We start from the raw sequence: 16,011 nt of genomic DNA on the forward strand, positions 1-16,011 counted from the left end.
CGCGCGCGTCAGCTCGTGGCGATATGCAGAAGCCGCGCGCAGTCTCGCGCCGCCGTGCGGGCTTCTTCGAGCGTCGCGGCCGTGAAGTTCACGTGGCCCATCTTGCGGCCGCAACGCGCCTCTTCCTTGCCGTACAGATGCAGGCGCGCAGCCGGCATCGCCGCCACCTCGTGCCACGGCGGCGTGACCGACGCGCCCTTCGGGCCGTCGGGGAACCACACGTCGCCGAGAATGTTCAGCATGACAGCCGGCGAATGCTGACGCGTGTCGCCGAGCGGCATACCGGTCATCGCGCGGACCTGCTGTTCGAACTGGCTGGTCGCGCACGCGTCGACCGTGTAGTGGCCCGAGTTATGCGGACGCGGCGCCATTTCATTCGCCACCAGCGAGCCGTCTTCGAGAATGAAGAACTCGACGCACAGCACGCCCACATAGCCGAGCTTGTCGGCGATTTGCAGCGCGGCCTGCTGCGCCTGCTCGACGAGCGTCGCGCTCGCGTCGGGCGCCGGCACGATGGTGTGCGCAAGCACGCCGTCGCGGTGCGTGTTCTGCGCGAGCGGATAGACAACCGACGCGCCGCTCGACGCGCGCGCGATCAGCGCGGACACTTCGAACTTGAGCGGCAGGCGCTTTTCGAGCACGCACGGCACGCCGCCGAGCGACGCGTGCGCCTCGCGCACTTCCTCGGCATTGCGCACGCGGATCTGGCCCTTGCCGTCGTAACCCATGCGAGCCGTTTTCAGAATGCCGGGCAGCACCGCTTCGAGCGCGGCATCGTCGAGCGCGGCGAGCGCGTCCGACGATTCGATCACGACATGCGGCGCGACCGTCACGCCCGACGACGCGATAAAACGCTTTTCGGCAATGCGGTCCTGAGCCACGGCGACGCAGCGGCCCGCCGGGCTCACGAAGGTCGTCTTCGCGAGAAAGTCGAGGCTCGCGGCCGGGACATTCTCGAATTCCGTCGACACGGCCGCGCACAGCCGCGCGAGTTCGGTCAGCGACGCTTCGTCGTCGTAGGCGGCGCGCAGATGGCGGTCCGCGACGGCGCCCGCCGGACTGCTTTCGTCCGGGTCGAGCACGGCGACGCGGTAGCCCATAGCCTGTGCGGCAAAGCAGAACATGCGGCCGAGCTGGCCGCCACCGACCATGCCAAGCCATGCGCCGGGCAGAATCGGTGAAACCGGTGTGTTGTCTGGGTTCATCTTGGTGGTCGGTCGCGGCCGGGCGTGCCTGCAGTTGCGCAGAGGCAAGCGCCTGGCCGGTAGGTCAGACAGGGAACGTCCTGCAAAAAATCAATCTGGCGCTCACAGCGCCGGCAACACCATTGCGTGAGCCGCTTCGTTCTGACGCACGCGGAAGGCGGCGAGCTTGTCCGCGTATTCCGCGCTCGTGCCGCTCAGGACCGACACCGCGAAGAGCGCCGCATTCGCCGCGCCTGCCTCGCCGATCGCAAACGTGGCGACGGGCACGCCCTTCGGCATCTGCACGATGGAATGCAGCGAGTCGACGCCCTTTAGATACTTGCTCGCGACCGGCACGCCGAGCACCGGCACCGTGGTCTTGGCAGCCAGCATGCCCGGCAGATGCGCCGCGCCGCCCGCGCCGGCGATGATTGCGCGGATGCCGCGCTCGCGCGCGCTTTCAGCATAGGCGAACATTTCGTCCGGCATGCGGTGGGCGGAGACAACCCTGGCTTCGTACGGCACGCCGAATTCCTGCAGAATCGCCACGGCGTTTTTCATGACTTCCCAGTCGGAGCTGGAGCCCATCAGCACGCCGACAACCGGCGCGCCATGCGTATGGGCGGTGTGTGCTTCACTCATCTTGCGGCTTCCTGTTTGCGGCTTCTGTTGCGGCTTCTGTTGCGGCTTGCTGCTTGCGCTTCCGTTCGCGGACCCGGTCAGGCGAGCTTGTGCCCGGTCAGACGTTCGAGCGCTTCCTGATACTTTTCGCCCGTCTTCTGCACGACCTCGTCGGGCAGCTTCGGCGCGGGCGGCTCTTTCGCCCAGTCCTGCGTTTCCAGCCAGTCGCGCACGAACTGCTTGTCGAACGACGGCGGATTGGTGCCCACCTGATACTGGTCGGCCGGCCAGAAACGCGACGAGTCGGCGGTGAGCGCCTCGTCCATCAGGTACAGCTTGCCGTGGTTATCGAGACCGAACTCGAACTTCGTATCCGCGATGATGATGCCGCGCGTGGCCGCGTAGTCCGCGGCTTCCTTATACAGGCGAATCGAGATGTCGCGGATCGTGGCCGACAGTTCGGTACCGATGCGGCGCTCCATTTCGTCGTAGGTGATGTTTTCGTCGTGATGGCCCATTTCGGCCTTGGCGGCCGGCGTGAAAATCGGCTCGGGCAGCTTCTGCGCATTCTGCAGACCCGGCGGCAACTGCACGCCGCACACGGAACCCGTGGCCTGATAGTCCTTCCAGCCGCTGCCGGCCAGATAGCCGCGCACCACGGCTTCGACCAGAATCGGCTCGAGGCGCTTGACCACGACCGCACGGCCTTTGACCTGCTCGACTTCGTCGGCGGCCACCACCGATTCCGGCGCGACGCCCGTCAAGTGGTTCGGCACCACGTGCTGAAGCTTCTCGAACCAGAAGTTCGCCATTTCGTTGAGCACGCGTCCCTTATTCGGAATCGGCTCGCCCATGATGACGTCGAACGCCGACAGACGGTCGGTCGTGACGATCAGCAACTGGTCGTTGCCCACCGCATAGTTGTCGCGGACTTTACCGCGGCCGAGCAGCGGCAGCGAGCGGAGCGTGGATTCGTAGAGGGTAGACATCGTCGTGGTTCGCAAAAAGTGAGGCAAAAAAGTGTGACCGGAACAAAAGGGAAACGCCGTTCCCCGGATGATGCGGGAACGGCGATCTAACGACAACCTGGCCGGACGGCCAGGTGCGGAGCCACGCGGTGACTCACATACCGCTTATCAAACGTCCGACGCGGACGCTCAGCGGACGACCTGCGCGAGCTCGCCCGACTTGTACTTCTCCGCGATTTTATCAAGCGAAACCGGCTTGATCTTGCCTGCCTGGCCTTCGCAGCCGAATTGCGTGTAGCGCTCGATACAGATCTTCATCGCCGCTTCGCGCGCCGGCTTCAGATAGTCGCGCGGGTCGAACTTCGACGGATTCGTCGCCATATAGCGGCGGATGGCGCCGGTGATCGCAAGACGCAGGTCGGTGTCGATATTGACCTTGCGCACGCCGTGCTTGATGCCTTCCTGGATTTCCTCGACCGGCACGCCGTAGGTTTCCTTCATGTCGCCGCCGAATTCGCGGATTTCCGCGAGCAATTCTTGCGGCACCGACGACGAGCCGTGCATCACCAGGTGCGTGTTCGGAATGCGCTGGTGAATTTCCTTGATGCGCTGAATCGACAGAATGTCGCCCGTCGGCTTCTTGCTGAACTTGTACGCGCCGTGAGACGTGCCGATCGCGATGGCGAGCGCGTCGCATTGCGTGAGCTTGACGAAGTCGGCGGCCTGTTCCGGGTCGGTCAGCAGTTGCTCGCGGGTCATGGTGCCCTCCGCGCCGTGGCCGTCTTCCTTGTCGCCCTTCATGGTTTCCAGCGAGCCGAGCACGCCCAGTTCCGCTTCCACCGTGACGCCGATCGAGTGCGCGGCTTCCACCACCTTGCGCGACACCTCGACGTTGTACTCGTACGATGCGACCGTCTTGCCGTCGGCTTCGAGCGAGCCGTCCATCATCACGCTGGTGAAACCGCTGCGGATCGCCGCCATGCAAACCGCCGGCGACTGCCCGTGATCCTGGTGCATCACGACCGGAATATGCGGATACGACTCGACCGCGGCTTCGATCAGGTGACGCAGGAACGCTTCGCCCGCGTACTTACGCGCGCCGGCCGACGCCTGCATGATGACCGGCGCGTTGACCTTGTCGGCCGCGGCCATGATGGCCTGCACCTGCTCCAGGTTGTTCACGTTGAATGCCGGGAGGCCATAGCCGTTTTCAGCGGCGTGGTCCAGCAGTTGACGCATTGATACGAGAGGCATGCTGTAACTCCTTAGATTGAAACGAATTCTTGTGCCGCCGGCATCTTTTGGGCGATTTTATCGCGAAGCAAACCGCGTACCTACGGGCACCGTCGCCCACGCGGGGAAACGGCTTCGTGCCCCGCGCGCCGACCGCCGCTGCGTCACGCCAAAGCGAGGCGTCGCGCGGCACGGCAGTCTGCTTCGCTCAATCAGCCTGTGCCGGTCGAGCAATACCGCCGATCAATACGGCTCGCCGACCCGTACGATCTTCAGCGTATTCGTGCCGCCGGCCTGCCCCATCGGCTCGCCGACGGTCAGCACGACCATATCGCCGCGCGATGCATAACCCTTGCTGACCACTGTCTCCAACGCCTGTTGCAACGCCGTGTCGCGGTCGGTGTTGGTGTCCAGATGCAGCGAGGTCACGTTGCGGTACAGCGCCATGGCCCGCTCGCTGCCGACGCGCGGCGTGAGCGCGAAAATCGGCACGTGCGTCCAGTGACGCGACATCCACAGCGCGGTCGAGCCAGATTCCGTCAACGCCACGATCGCCTTCGCGCCCAGGTGATAGGCGGTGAACAGCGCGCCCATCGCGATGGACTGGTCGATGCGCGTAAACGTGCGGTCGAGGAAATCCTTGTCCAGCTCCGACTGCTCCGACTTCTCGGCTTCCACGCAGATCGCGGCCATCGTCTCGATGGTCTGCACCGGGTACTTGCCCGCCGCCGATTCAGCGGACAGCATGACCGCGACCGTGCCGTCGAGCACCGCGTTGGCGACGTCCGACACTTCGGCGCGCGTCGGCACCGGCGCGTAGATCATCGACTCCATCATCTGGGTCGCGGTGATCACGAACTTGTTCGACTCGCGCGCCATACGAATCATGCGCTTTTGCAGCGCCGGGACTGCGGCATTGCCCACTTCCACGGCAAGATCGCCGCGCGCGACCATGATGCCGTCCGACGCGTCCAGAATGCCTTGCAGCGCCGGAATGGCTTCCGCGCGCTCGATCTTGGCGATCATCTTCGGCTTGATGCCGTACGGCGCGCCGGCGATGTTCGCCAGCTGGCGCGCCATTTCCATGTCGGTCGCGTTCTTCGGGAACGATACCGCGACGAAATCCACACCGAGCGCCATCGCCGTGCGGATGTCTTCCATGTCCTTCGCGGTCAGCGCAGGCGCAGACAGGCCGCCGCCCTGGCGGTTGATACCCTTGTTGTTCGACAGGTCGCCGCCGATCTTCACGATCGTATGGATTTCGTTGCCGATCACGCGCTGCACATTCAGCACGATGAGGCCGTCGTTGAGCAGCAGCACGTCGCCCGGCTTCAGGTCGCGCGGCAGGTCCTTGTAGTCGAGGCCGGCGCGCTCCTGGTTGCCGAGCTCGCAGTCGGCGTCGAGGATGAACGGCTCACCCGAGGTGAGCGTGACCTTGCCGTTTTCGAATTTGCCGACCCGGATCTTCGGGCCCTGCAGGTCCGCCATGATGGCGACCTCGCGGCCCGCCTGGCGCGCCGCCTCGCGCACGAATTCGGCGCGCTGGCGGTGGTCGTCCGCCGTGCCGTGGGAGAAATTGAGCCGCACCACGTCGGCGCCTGCCTGAATCATTTGGAGCAGGATTTCCGGCGTGCTGGAAGCCGGTCCGATGGTGGCGACAATCTTGGTGGCGCGATGCATGAGTCTCCTCGTCTGGATGGGATCGCTGGGAAAAGCGCTGCGAGTCGGATGCGGAGGCTGCGCACCGAAAGAAGGTGCCTGGGGCTGCGCGCCGGTTGAAACCAGCGTCGCTTTATGGGGTGATGCGGTGTTCGACACCGGCGCGCGGAGCGCGGGCGGGGGTGCGGACACGACTTCGGCGTCCGGGAGTTCCGTGCCCGGCGCGGCGGATTCGTCAGCTGCAAGGCTGGACAATTTCGCTGCGCTGGTCGCGGTGGTCGACTCCACGGGCGCTTCAGTCGGCCCGGATTCTTCTGACTGGCTGGCCGCCGGCCGGGCTTCGCCGGCAGCGGCAAGCGTGGTGGCCAGCGCGGCGGCAACCGTGCTGGCCAGTTCGGACTCTCGTGCCGCCGTCGCGGCGTCGGAGCGCGCGCTGCGCTCCCCTGCCGTGGCTGCCGCGGTGTCACGCGGCTTGCCGCGCTGAGCGTTCGCTTTTGCAGACTTCGCCGATGGGGAGCGCGCCGCCACGTTAAGCCCGCGATTCCAGAACTTCGACGGCCGGCAGCTTCTTGCCCTCGAGGAACTCGAGGAAGGCGCCGCCGCCCGTCGAGATATAGCTGACCTTGTCGTGGATGCCGTACTTGGCAATCGCCGCGAGGGTGTCGCCGCCGCCTGCAATCGAAAACGCCGACGACCTCGCAATCGCGTCGGCCAGCGTCTTCGTGCCGTTGCCGAACTGGTCGAATTCGAACACGCCGACCGGGCCGTTCCACACGATAGTGCCGGCTTTTTCCAACTGCGCGGCGAGCGTCTTCGCGGTTTCCGGCCCGATGTCGAGAATCATGTCGTCGTCCTCCACATCGGCGACGGCCTTGATTTCGGCCTTGGCGGTCGGCGAAAACTCCTTGGCCGTGACCACGTCCGTCGGGATCGGCACGGAGGCGCCGCGCGCCTTCGCTGCGTCGATAATGGCTTTCGCCTCGCTCACGAGGTCGGCTTCGGCGAGCGACCTGCCGATCTTCAGACCCGCGGCCAGCATGAACGTATTGGCAATGCCGCCGCCGACGATCAGCTGATCCACCTTCTCGGCGAGCGACTTCAGAATAGTCAGCTTGGTCGACACCTTCGAACCGGCGACGATCGCCACGAGCGGGCGCTTCGGCGCGCCGAGCGCCTTGCCGAGCGCTTCGAGCTCGGCGGCGAGCAGCGGGCCCGCGCATGCCACAGGCGCATATTTCGCGATGCCGTGCGTGGTCGCTTCAGCGCGATGCGCGGTGCCGAATGCGTCGTTCACATAGATGTCGCAGAGCTTGGCCATTTTCTGCGCGAGCTTGTCGGAATCCTTCTTTTCGCCCTTGTTCACGCGACAGTTTTCCAGCAGCACGACCTGGCCCGGTGCGACGTTCACGCCGTTTTCCACCCAGTTCGCGACGAGCGGCACGTCGCGGCCGAGCAGTTCGGCGAACCGCTTCGCGACCGGCGCGAGCGAGTCTTCCGGCTTGAAATCGCCTTCGGTCGGGCGGCCCAGGTGCGAGGTGACCATCACGGCGGCGCCTGCGTCGAGCGCGGCCTTCACGGCCGGCACGGAGGCGCGGATGCGGGTGTCTTCGGTGATGTTGCCTTGATCGTCCTGCGGCACATTCAGGTCGGCGCGGATGAACACCCGTTTGCCGGACAGCTTGCCTTCGGCGATCAGATCGGAGAGACGCAATACCTTGTTCATGGGCGTTTGTGTGCGAGTTGATAGGAAGGCGGTGGCGGACGGCGCACACGGCTTTGCGCCCAGCGAACCCAAGCGCGTCGGCACGGCGGCTCCACGATGCGGGAGCGCGGCGACAAGCCCGCGGCGCAGGCGCCAGGCATCGGCGCGGTCATCCCGGAAAGCGGCATTTTAACTGATCCCCACTGCCTTCTGACCCGCGCGGGCGGAATCTCGCGTATTCGAGTACCGGCCGCCATGACGCAATGCAGCACGCCCAGCCCGCGAATTACATGACGAGGCGCAAGAACGTGAACACGACCATTCCGACGATGATGGTGCCGAGCATGGTGCGGCGCCACAAAAACCACCCGAGGCCGGCGAGCGCGGCATAGAACTCGTGGTTGGACGGCGCGAACGACAGGCCCTCGGGCGTGCCGAGCACGTCCGGCAACACCACGGCGGCCAGCGCCGCGGCCGGGGCGTAACGCAGCATGCGCTGCACGCGAGCCGGCAAAACCGTGCGCTCGCCGCCGATCAGAAACATCGCGCGGGTCACGGCAGTGACCAAGGTCATGCCGAGAATGGTGAGCCAGACTTCCACGGATGTCATTGCGAATCTCCCGCGCTGTTGCGGATGCGGCGCAAATCGGCGCGCTCGGCCATCAGATCGGCCGCGCTGCCGGCGATGATCGCGGCGATCACCGCGAGCGGCAGCCCGAGCCGGTACGGCAGGTCGAACGCGAGCAGCGCGACGATGCCCGCGATGCACACCGCCACCAGCGTGGAGCGCGTCGCGATCGCCGTGACCATGATAGGCAGCAGCGCCAGCGTGCCGGCGAGCGCGAGCCCCCAGTTATCCGGAATCAGGCTCGCGAGCAGGATGCCCGCAATCGACGCCACCTGCCACGACAGCCAGCTTGCCACCGCCATGCCCCAGAAATACGCCTCCTTGCCCGGCACATAGCCGTTCGCGAAGTTCTTCTTCAGGAACAGCAGGTAGATCACGTCGCCGTTGAAATAGCCGAGCAGCACGCGCCGCCACATCGACAGATAGGAAAAATGAGGCGCGAGGCCGACGCTGAAGATCACGAAACGCGTATTGACCATGGCGGCCGTCAGCAGCACCGTCCAGATGGGCAGCTTGGCGGCGAGAAGCGGCAGCACCGCCAGTTGCGACGAACCGGCGTAGCACAGGAGCGACATGGCGAGCGCCTGCGGCAGCGTGAGCACCGACTTGCTCATCGCGATGCCGGTGACGAGGCCCCACGAGCAGATCGCCATGAGCGTGGGCGAATAGTCGCGCGCGCCCTCACGGAAGGCGCGGCGATCGATATCGGACAGACGAGCGAGCATGAGGCGAAAAGCGCGGGCGCGGACGGCCGCGATGACGGAAATTGGGGGAAATCGGCGCCGGCGCGTCAAGGAGCCGCTGGCGCAGCCGGATGCGAATTATGCGTGTGCCGAATTATAGCGCCCGGCATGCGTCCAAATGCCCGTTTGATGTGCAAAAGACGCTAAAATAACGCTCTTCGCTGCACCCCATCGGAAATTTCGGGCGCGTCCCGGCTTTCCGGGCCGTCGGGCGCCCCGCGCGCGCCGCCGGGCTTGGGGGCTCACACCAACACGCACCTGCTGGAGAACCGTATGTCAATGGCCGACCGCGACGGCAAGATCTGGATGGATGGCAAGCTGATCGACTGGCGCGATGCCAAGATCCACGTGCTGACCCACACGCTGCACTACGGCATGGGTGTTTTCGAAGGCGTGCGCGCCTACAAGACGGCCGACGGCGGCACCGCGATTTTCCGTTTGCAGGAACACACCAAGCGTCTACTGAACTCGGCCAAGATTTTCCAGATGGACGTGCCGTTCGACCACGAAACGCTCGCCGCCGCGCAGCGCGAAGTGGTCCGCGAAAACAAGCTCGAATCGTGCTATCTGCGGCCCATCATCTGGGTGGGTTCCGAAAAGCTCGGCGTGTCGGCCAAGGGCAACACCATCCACGTGGCCATCGCGGCGTGGCCGTGGGGCGCTTACCTCGGCGAAGACGGCATCGCCCGGGGCATCCGCGTGAAAACGTCGTCGTTCACGCGGCATCACGTGAACGTGTCCATGGTCCGCGCGAAGGCGTCCGGCTGGTATGTGAACTCGATTCTCGCCAACCAGGAAGCCGTCGCGGACGGCTACGACGAAGCGCTGCTGCTCGACGTGGACGGCTACGTGTCGGAAGGCTCGGGCGAGAACTTCTTCCTCGTGAACAACGGCAAGCTGTACACGCCCGACCTGTCGTCCTGCCTCGACGGCATCACGCGCGACACGGTCATCACGCTCGCACGCGACATGGGCATCCCGGTGATCGAAAAGCGCATTACCCGCGACGAGGTCTACACCGGCGACGAGGCGTTCTTCACCGGCACCGCCGCCGAAGTCACGCCGATCCGCGAGCTGGACAACCGCACGATCGGCTCGGGCGCCCGCGGCCCGATCACGGAGAAGCTGCAATCGGCGTTCTTCGACATCGTGAACGGCAAGAGCGAAAAATACGCGCACTGGCTGACCAAGATCTAACGCGCATCGCGCCGCACGCCGGGCTGCCGGGGCTCCCAGGGCAGCGGGCCTGCCCGCGGCGCGCACCGCACGCACCCTGCATACAACGAGAAAGTCTTATGAGCGATATCAAGGAAATGCCGCTGGTCGAACTCACGGCAAAGGACCTCCCGGCGTACTGCCCGAACCCGGCCATGCCGCGTTGGAGCACGCATCCGCGCGTCTTTATCGACGTTTCGCACGGCGAAGCGCGCTGCCCGTACTGCAGCACGCGTTACAAGCTGCGCGACGGCGAAGTGATCAAGGGTCACTAAGCCCCAGGCGCTCAACGTGCACGCTGCTCGCTCGCGTGCGGCATCCGCTGTCTGACTGGTTGTTGTCCCCTCTGTTTGCGTGCTTTCGCCAGTCGTTGTGCTGGCGGATCGCGCGGAGCTGTCGGTTGCATGAGCCGGCTTCGCTAGCCGGCTGCGTATCGAGGGGTTCCCACAAGTCAGGCAGGCGGCAGCACGGCGATGTTGCGTCGCGAGCGCGGCGCCTCGGCTGCATGGGCATTGCGCCTCCCGGCCGGCGCCGTTTTCCCCTTTACTTTGACCCTTCCGAAGTGCCCCGCCTCGCGCGGCGCTTCGTTTCGACACCGGACACTCATTCTGATGCGTCGCGCGTTGGTTATCGCACCGAACTGGATCGGTGACGCATTGATGGCGCAGCCGCTCTTTGCGCGCCTCGTGAAACTGCATCCGCGCATCGCGATCGACGCGGTCGCGCCCAGCTGGGTCGCGCCCGTGCTCGAACGCATGCCGGAAATCCGCGACGTCTACGCCACCGACCTCGCGCACGGCAAGCTGCAGATGCTGCGCCGCTGGCAGCTCGCGAGCGACTTGCGCGACGTCGGCTACGACGCGGCCTACGTCCTGCCGAACTCGCTGAAATCGGCGCTGATTCCGTGGATGGCCGGCATCCGGCTGCGTGTCGGCTATACCGGCGAAAGCCGCTATGGCTTCCTGAACGTGCGCCACGCTAATCCGCGCAAAGACGAGCGCCCGCCGATGGTCGGCCATTACGCCGCCCTCGCCTACGCACCGGGCGCCAAGCTTCCCGACGACCTGCCGATGCCGCGGCTCGACACGGACCTGAACGAAGCGTCGCGCGTATCGGTGCGCTTCAATCTCGACACGCGCGTGCCCTTGCTCGTGTTCTGCCCCGGAGCCGAATACGGTCCGGCCAAGCGCTGGCCGCCCGAGCACTTCGCGGCGCTCGCGCAAATGGTCGGCCAGTCGTTTCCGTACACGCAGATCGTCGCGCTGGGTTCGCCTAAAGACGCGCCGCTCGCCCAGGCCATTGCCGAGAAAGCGCCGAACGTACGCAATCTGTGCGGCCAGACGGCCCTCGGCGAAGCGTGCGCGCTGATCTCGCGAGCCAATGCGGTGGTCACGAACGATTCGGGGCTGATGCACGTCGCCGCGGCGCTGCGCCGGCCGCTCGTGGCCGTCTACGGTTCCACGGATCCGCGCCACACGCCGCCCCTGTCGGAGCTTGCGAAGGTACAATGGCTTCATCTCGAATGCAGCCCCTGTTTTCAGCGCGAGTGTCCGCTCGGTCATCTGAACTGCCTGAAGCAGTTGAGCGCCGAGCAGGTTTTCGGCGATTTGCGCGGCATGTTGCTCGCGCAACGCTGAGCCGGCTGACACTTGCACGCAACACCGCACGCCCCTGAGCGCGTCGCGTCATGTTCGCGCCTTGCGGCGCGGGCATTCTGGCGCTCGGGTGCGATTGTCCGGTGCCCCGGACTGCCCCGCTCACCGCTGACCCGCAACCGCGCGCCGCGCACAAGAGACTGACGAGCCATGCCACGTTTTGCCCACATCTTCGAAGCCGCCGCCGATACCCTCAATGCCTATTACCAGGCCGTCGCCGAGGTCAATATCGACAGCCTGATGGGCTTGTGGATCGATGAAGAGTTCGTGAGCTGCATTTGCGCCGACGGGTCGCATCTGCACGGCCTCGACAGCATTCGGGCGGGCTTGCAGATCCAGTTCGAGGCAGCGCCGGTCTCGATCGAACCACTCGACATTCGCGTCTACGACAGCCTCGGCACCGTCGTCTACGCGATTGCGGAAGCGCATCGCCCCGTCGATCCGAAAGCCACGCCCGCCATGGTTTTCACCACGTATGTGATGGTCCACGAACGCGGCGAATGGCGCATCGCGCACATTCACGCGAGCCCGATGCCGAACGAAGCGGCCAGCCAGTTCGCCACCAAGATGCGGCACGGCCAAGGGCCGCTCCACTAACGCGCGCGAGGCGCCGCGGCGCTTCGCCCCGGCCTTCGCACCAAATTTGGCTTCTCTACCGGCATGAGCACGCCCCGCAGCAAGTCGTCTTTGCCGACGACACCCCAGCATGCCGCCAGCTCCCGTGCAGTTGGCGCGGATGCCGCTGTGGAAGCCACCCTCGAGGCCGCCAAAGAGCTGCTCTACCGGGCGCCGCTGTGGCTGCCCAACAAGCATGTGCAGACCATCGTGCCGTCGCTGTTCGCGCGTCGTCCTGCGGTCTCGTTTCGCCGCGAGCGCTGGGACACGCCTGACGGCGATTTCATCGACGTCGACTGGGTCCGGCACGACGACTTGCCGGCCTCTGTCATAACAAGCGACGCCGCACGTCAGACTCCTGCCGCCGACGCGCCGTTGCTCGTGCTCTTTCACGGCCTGGAAGGCAGCTCCGCTTCGCACTATGCCTCCACGCTGATGGCCGGTGCACGCGAATACGGCTGGCACGGCGTCGTGCCGCACTTTCGCAGTTGCAGCGGCGCGCTCAACCGCTTGCCGCGCTTCTACCATCTGGCCGACAGCAACGAAGTCGACTGGATTCTGCGACGCCTGCGCGCCGCGCATCGCGGGCCGCTCGTCGCGGCGGGCGTGTCGCTCGGCGGTAATGTGCTATTGCGCTGGCTCGGCGAGCGGCGCGACGAGGCGGCGTCGGTGGTCGCTGCCGCGGCCGCGATTTCCACGCCCATCGACGTGCACGCGGGCGGCCGGGCGTTGTCGCAAGGCTTCGGCATGATCTATACGCGCAGCTTCCTCAAGACGCTCAAGCAGAAGGCCGACCAGAAACTCGTGCAGTTTCCCGGCCTGTTCGACCGCGAGGCCATGCTGGCAAGCCGTACGATGTACGAGTTCGACAATGTCGTGACGGCGCCGCTGCACGGCTTTCGCGATACCGACGAGTACTGGAGCGTCGCCACCACACGGCCCTTGCTGCCGCATATTCAGGTGCCCACGCTCGTGCTGAATGCGCGCAACGATCCGTTTCTGCCGGCCGAGGCGCTGCCGTCGCGGCATGAGGTGTCGGCGGCGGTCGAACTCGATCAACCGAGGCACGGCGGCCACGCCGGCTTCATGACCGGACCGTTTCCAGGCCGCATCGACTGGCTGTCGCGGCGCGTGTTCGGCTACCTGGAGCAGCACGTCGATCATGGATGACATCGTCAAACAGGCCTTGGCCAAATGGCCGAACGTCCCGAGCTGCACGGGCTGGCTGATGCTCGACCGGCGCGGCCAGTGGCGCATGCGCGACGAAGCCGCGCAGGCGAGCGGCTCGTCCGGCGTGCCGATTCGCCATGAAGCGCTGCTCGGCTTCATCAACCGCAACTATGAGTGCGACGAACGCGGGCAATGGTTCTTCCAGAACGGGCCGCAGCGCGTGTACGTGGAGTTGGGTTATACGCCGTGGGTCGTGCGGTTGTCGGTGGAGGCCGATGGCGCGCTCGCCTTGAGAGACCAGGCGGGCAGCCCCTTCGAACCCTCGGCCGTCTATGCCGACGACGAGGGCGGCATTCTGTTCGCCGGCGCGTCCGGTCTTTTGCACACCTCGGCGCCGCTGCGCATCGCCGTTCTGCACGATCACGACCTAGACGTTTTCGCCGACCACACGACGCTCGCCGACGATCCGGTCAGCGGCAACTTCCACTGGAACAGCGGCGCGAGCTTGCCGCTTCAGCCGATACGGCGCGAGGAAGTCGCGTCGCGCTTCGGCTTCGTGCAGAGTCCGGCAGCGAACGTTTGAGGCGCCAAGCTCTGGCAAGCAACGTGTCTCGGTGCGTTTGCGAGCATTCGTGAGCGCCCGGCCGGATCTGCCTGGCTGTCGCGCCCGCGCACTTCCCGCCTAGCCCTTTTCATCCAGCCGCTCTTCCTTGTAGCGGTTCTCCATCTCGTGGAGCCTCGCGTCGACAGTGGCGAGGTCGTAGTAGCCGATCGTCTTCATATCGCGCGCGTCCTTCAATTGACGGATCGCGGACGGCCACGCGCCCTCCAGCGCGAACTTCTCGGCGAGCGCGCGATGACGCGTGAGCACGTCGCCCGTGCCCGCGCTTGCCTGCGCCAGGTACAGCCACCACGCGGGCTGATCCGGCTGCGCCTCTGTCTCTTTGCGCGCCAGGGCCTGCGCCTCGGCGAAGCGCCGCAAGCTCAGCAAGGTGCGAATGTGCATGTCGATCGCGGCGTTCGATTGCGGCCAGCGCTTATGCGCGAGATCGGCGAGACGCACCGCGTCGTCGTCACGCCCCGCACGCCGCGCGATGTCGGCCGCGAGCACGTCGAGACTCGGCGAACTGCGCGCGGCGTCGCCGTCCGCCTGAGCTCCCGCCGCGAAAACCGCACGCGAGGCAGCCAGCGATCTCGCCGCGTCGTCGTAACGTTCGAGCAGCATCTGGCCGTACGCGATGCCGTACCAGTTCGCGGCCACGTTCAGCGCCGTGCGGTCTTCGATTTCCGAGCGCAGCCGCGACACTTCGTCGGCGTATTCGCTGCGCGAGTGATCCTGCAACAGCCGGACCCGAGCGCGCACGAAACCGTACTCGGCCGCCTGATGCGGTTGCCGGTAAGGCGCGCGGCGCGCGCGGTCTTCCATGTCGGCGATCCGTTCGCCGGTCAGCGGATGGGTGCGCGCATAGGCCGGAACGCCGGTGTCGCTCATCGCCGCGCGGTCGAGGCGGCCGAAGAACGTGGTCATCGCGTACGGATCGTAGCCCGCGCCGGCAAGCAGCAGGAAACCGACGCGGTCCGCTTCCTGCTCGGCCGAACGCGAAAAACGCAACTGGTTGTCGACGGCATAGGCCTGGCCGCCGACCGCGATCGCGCTGCCCAGGTCGCCGCTGTGCGCGAGCACGCCCGCGAGGACGCCGAACAGCATGCCGGCGAGCGCCGCATAGCCGCTGCGCTCGCCGGCGATCATCATCCGCGAAATATGGCGTTGCAGGACGTGGCCCATTTCGTGGCCGAGCACGGACGCAAGCTCGGACTCGGTTTGCGTCGCGACAATCAAGCCGGTGTTCACGCCGATGAAGCCGCCCGGCAGCGAGAACGCGTTGATCTGCGCGTCGCGCACCGCGAAGAGGTCGAAGTCCGGCCGGTAGCCGCCGATATACAGCGTGTTGGCCGCCGCAGCCAGTTTCGCAGCGACCGAGTTCAGATAGTCGCGCACGAGCCAGTCGTCGAGATAGTCGGGGTCGCGGCGCAGTTCGCGCATCACGCGTTCGCCCAGCTTGCGCTCGGCTTGCGGCGTGAGCGAACCGGCGCCGCCGCTGCCCAGGTCGGGCAGTTGCTGCGCGACAATCGGCGCGCGCCAGCCGGCGCCGACGCCGACGCCGCTATTCGCGCCGCGGTTCACGCCTGAATTGCCGGAAAAACGGCTTTGCGCGCCGCCGTACACGCCGAACACGCCTTGCGCGATGTCGGGCGGCACGGCCGCGCCGGCCGGGGCAGCATAGGATTCCACCGGACCGCTGACGAGCGGCGGCTCCAAGGACTGCTCAACGGACTGCTCAACGGACTGCTCAACGGCCTGTTGGGTGACGGGTCGCGCAGGCGCGGCGCCGGACGCGGCGCGTGCCTGCGCGAACGCGCCAGGCGGCGCCGTCAGCGCAACACATAGCAACGCAGCAAGAAACCGTTTCGGACGCATTGCGAGTTCGTATGACGGAGTCGAAAAGCGACGCCCGCTGCTCGGACCAACGCACGACTAAGATAGCGGGCATGGCGCCATTGTAATCAGTCGACGCGCGAAGCCGGCTTGCCCGGGCGCGCCGGGCGGCCGCGCCGCA

At 66.0% G+C, this 16,011-nt stretch carries 16 protein-coding genes; 7 read left to right on the top strand and 9 right to left on the bottom strand.

All coding sequences use genetic code 11. The annotated features are described in order from the left end of the window. Nucleotides 1-8: 8 nt before the first annotated feature. The 5 genes from HV711_RS12445 to pyk all read right to left on the bottom strand — a co-directional run bounded on the left by HV711_RS12445 (nucleotide 9) and on the right by pyk (nucleotide 5,686). Complete coding sequence (locus HV711_RS12445; protein WP_013589512.1) at nucleotides 9-1,205, bottom strand: 5-(carboxyamino)imidazole ribonucleotide synthase; 1,197 nt, start codon at nucleotides 1,203-1,205, stop codon at nucleotides 9-11. A 102-nt stretch (nucleotides 1,206-1,307) separates the two neighbouring features. Then, nucleotides 1,308-1,826, bottom strand: coding sequence for a 5-(carboxyamino)imidazole ribonucleotide mutase (gene purE / locus HV711_RS12450; RefSeq protein ID WP_035482325.1), 519 nt, complete (start codon nucleotides 1,824-1,826; stop codon nucleotides 1,308-1,310). A 77-nt stretch (nucleotides 1,827-1,903) separates the two neighbouring features. Next, a complete protein-coding gene (locus HV711_RS12455) occupies nucleotides 1,904-2,794 on the bottom strand; it encodes a phosphoribosylaminoimidazolesuccinocarboxamide synthase (protein ID WP_013589514.1) in 891 nt (296 codons plus the stop codon). A 168-nt stretch (nucleotides 2,795-2,962) separates the two neighbouring features. Next, entirely contained in the window at nucleotides 2,963-4,027 is a 1,065-nt protein-coding gene (gene fba / locus HV711_RS12460; protein ID WP_013340394.1) for a class II fructose-bisphosphate aldolase, read from the bottom strand. Between the two features lie 222 nt (nucleotides 4,028-4,249). Continuing rightward, a complete protein-coding gene (gene pyk, locus HV711_RS12465; RefSeq protein ID WP_035482322.1) occupies nucleotides 4,250-5,686 on the bottom strand; it encodes a pyruvate kinase in 1,437 nt (478 codons plus the stop codon). Here pyk and HV711_RS12470 point away from each other — a divergent pair. Beyond that, nucleotides 5,685-6,149, top strand: a complete 465-nt coding sequence (locus HV711_RS12470) for a hypothetical protein (protein WP_175145102.1) — start codon at nucleotides 5,685-5,687, stop codon at nucleotides 6,147-6,149. The two genes, pyk and HV711_RS12470, sit on opposite strands and share 2 nt — an antisense overlap. Nucleotides 6,150-6,194: 45 nt before the next feature. Here the strand turns inward: HV711_RS12470 and HV711_RS12475 are convergent, their stop codons facing one another. The 3 genes from HV711_RS12475 to HV711_RS12485 all read right to left on the bottom strand — a co-directional run bounded on the left by HV711_RS12475 (nucleotide 6,195) and on the right by HV711_RS12485 (nucleotide 8,720). Then, on the bottom strand, nucleotides 6,195-7,388 hold the full coding sequence (locus HV711_RS12475; RefSeq protein WP_035482316.1) for a phosphoglycerate kinase: 1,194 nt from the start codon (nucleotides 7,386-7,388) through the stop codon (nucleotides 6,195-6,197). 265 nt (nucleotides 7,389-7,653) lie between these two features. Beyond that, entirely contained in the window at nucleotides 7,654-7,977 is a 324-nt protein-coding gene (locus HV711_RS12480; protein ID WP_013589518.1) for an AzlD domain-containing protein, read from the bottom strand. Beyond that, nucleotides 7,974-8,720 (bottom strand): AzlC family ABC transporter permease, encoded by a 747-nt coding sequence (locus HV711_RS12485; protein WP_013589519.1) that lies wholly within the window; start codon nucleotides 8,718-8,720, stop codon nucleotides 7,974-7,976. The genes HV711_RS12480 and HV711_RS12485 overlap by 4 nt, the downstream gene beginning before the upstream one ends. Before the next feature lie 291 nt (nucleotides 8,721-9,011). Here HV711_RS12485 and HV711_RS12490 point away from each other — a divergent pair, with 291 nt between their 5' ends. From HV711_RS12490 to HV711_RS12515, 6 genes are all read left to right on the top strand, one after another. After that, the gene (locus tag HV711_RS12490) at nucleotides 9,012-9,935 is read left to right on the top strand and encodes a branched-chain amino acid transaminase (protein ID WP_013589520.1); all 924 of its coding nucleotides are present in this window, start codon (nucleotides 9,012-9,014) and stop codon (nucleotides 9,933-9,935) included. A 98-nt stretch (nucleotides 9,936-10,033) separates the two neighbouring features. Then, on the top strand, nucleotides 10,034-10,228 hold the full coding sequence (locus tag HV711_RS12495; protein ID WP_013589521.1) for a zinc-finger domain-containing protein: 195 nt from the start codon (nucleotides 10,034-10,036) through the stop codon (nucleotides 10,226-10,228). 336 nt (nucleotides 10,229-10,564) lie between these two features. Then, nucleotides 10,565-11,590 (top strand): lipopolysaccharide heptosyltransferase II, encoded by a 1,026-nt coding sequence (gene waaF / locus HV711_RS12500; RefSeq protein ID WP_035482835.1) that lies wholly within the window; start codon nucleotides 10,565-10,567, stop codon nucleotides 11,588-11,590. A gap of 168 nt (nucleotides 11,591-11,758) precedes the next feature. Next, a complete protein-coding gene (locus HV711_RS12505; RefSeq protein WP_013589523.1) occupies nucleotides 11,759-12,205 on the top strand; it encodes a nuclear transport factor 2 family protein in 447 nt (148 codons plus the stop codon). Between the two features lie 63 nt (nucleotides 12,206-12,268). Next, the gene (locus HV711_RS12510; RefSeq protein WP_175145103.1) at nucleotides 12,269-13,393 is read left to right on the top strand and encodes a YheT family hydrolase; all 1,125 of its coding nucleotides are present in this window, start codon (nucleotides 12,269-12,271) and stop codon (nucleotides 13,391-13,393) included. Continuing rightward, nucleotides 13,386-13,976, top strand: a complete 591-nt coding sequence (locus HV711_RS12515) for a DUF2946 family protein (RefSeq protein WP_013589525.1) — start codon at nucleotides 13,386-13,388, stop codon at nucleotides 13,974-13,976. Before HV711_RS12510 ends, HV711_RS12515 begins: the two co-directional genes overlap by 8 nt. Before the next feature lie 99 nt (nucleotides 13,977-14,075). On the opposite strand, the gene HV711_RS12520 is transcribed toward HV711_RS12515, so the two are convergent. After that, nucleotides 14,076-15,872 (bottom strand): M48 family metalloprotease, encoded by a 1,797-nt coding sequence (locus HV711_RS12520; RefSeq protein ID WP_035482833.1) that lies wholly within the window; start codon nucleotides 15,870-15,872, stop codon nucleotides 14,076-14,078. Nucleotides 15,873-16,011: the final 139 nt, after the last annotated feature.

The organism is Paraburkholderia phenoliruptrix, from assembly GCF_902859825.1.
In the GTDB taxonomy this organism is placed as follows: domain Bacteria; phylum Pseudomonadota; class Gammaproteobacteria; order Burkholderiales; family Burkholderiaceae; genus Paraburkholderia; species Paraburkholderia phenoliruptrix.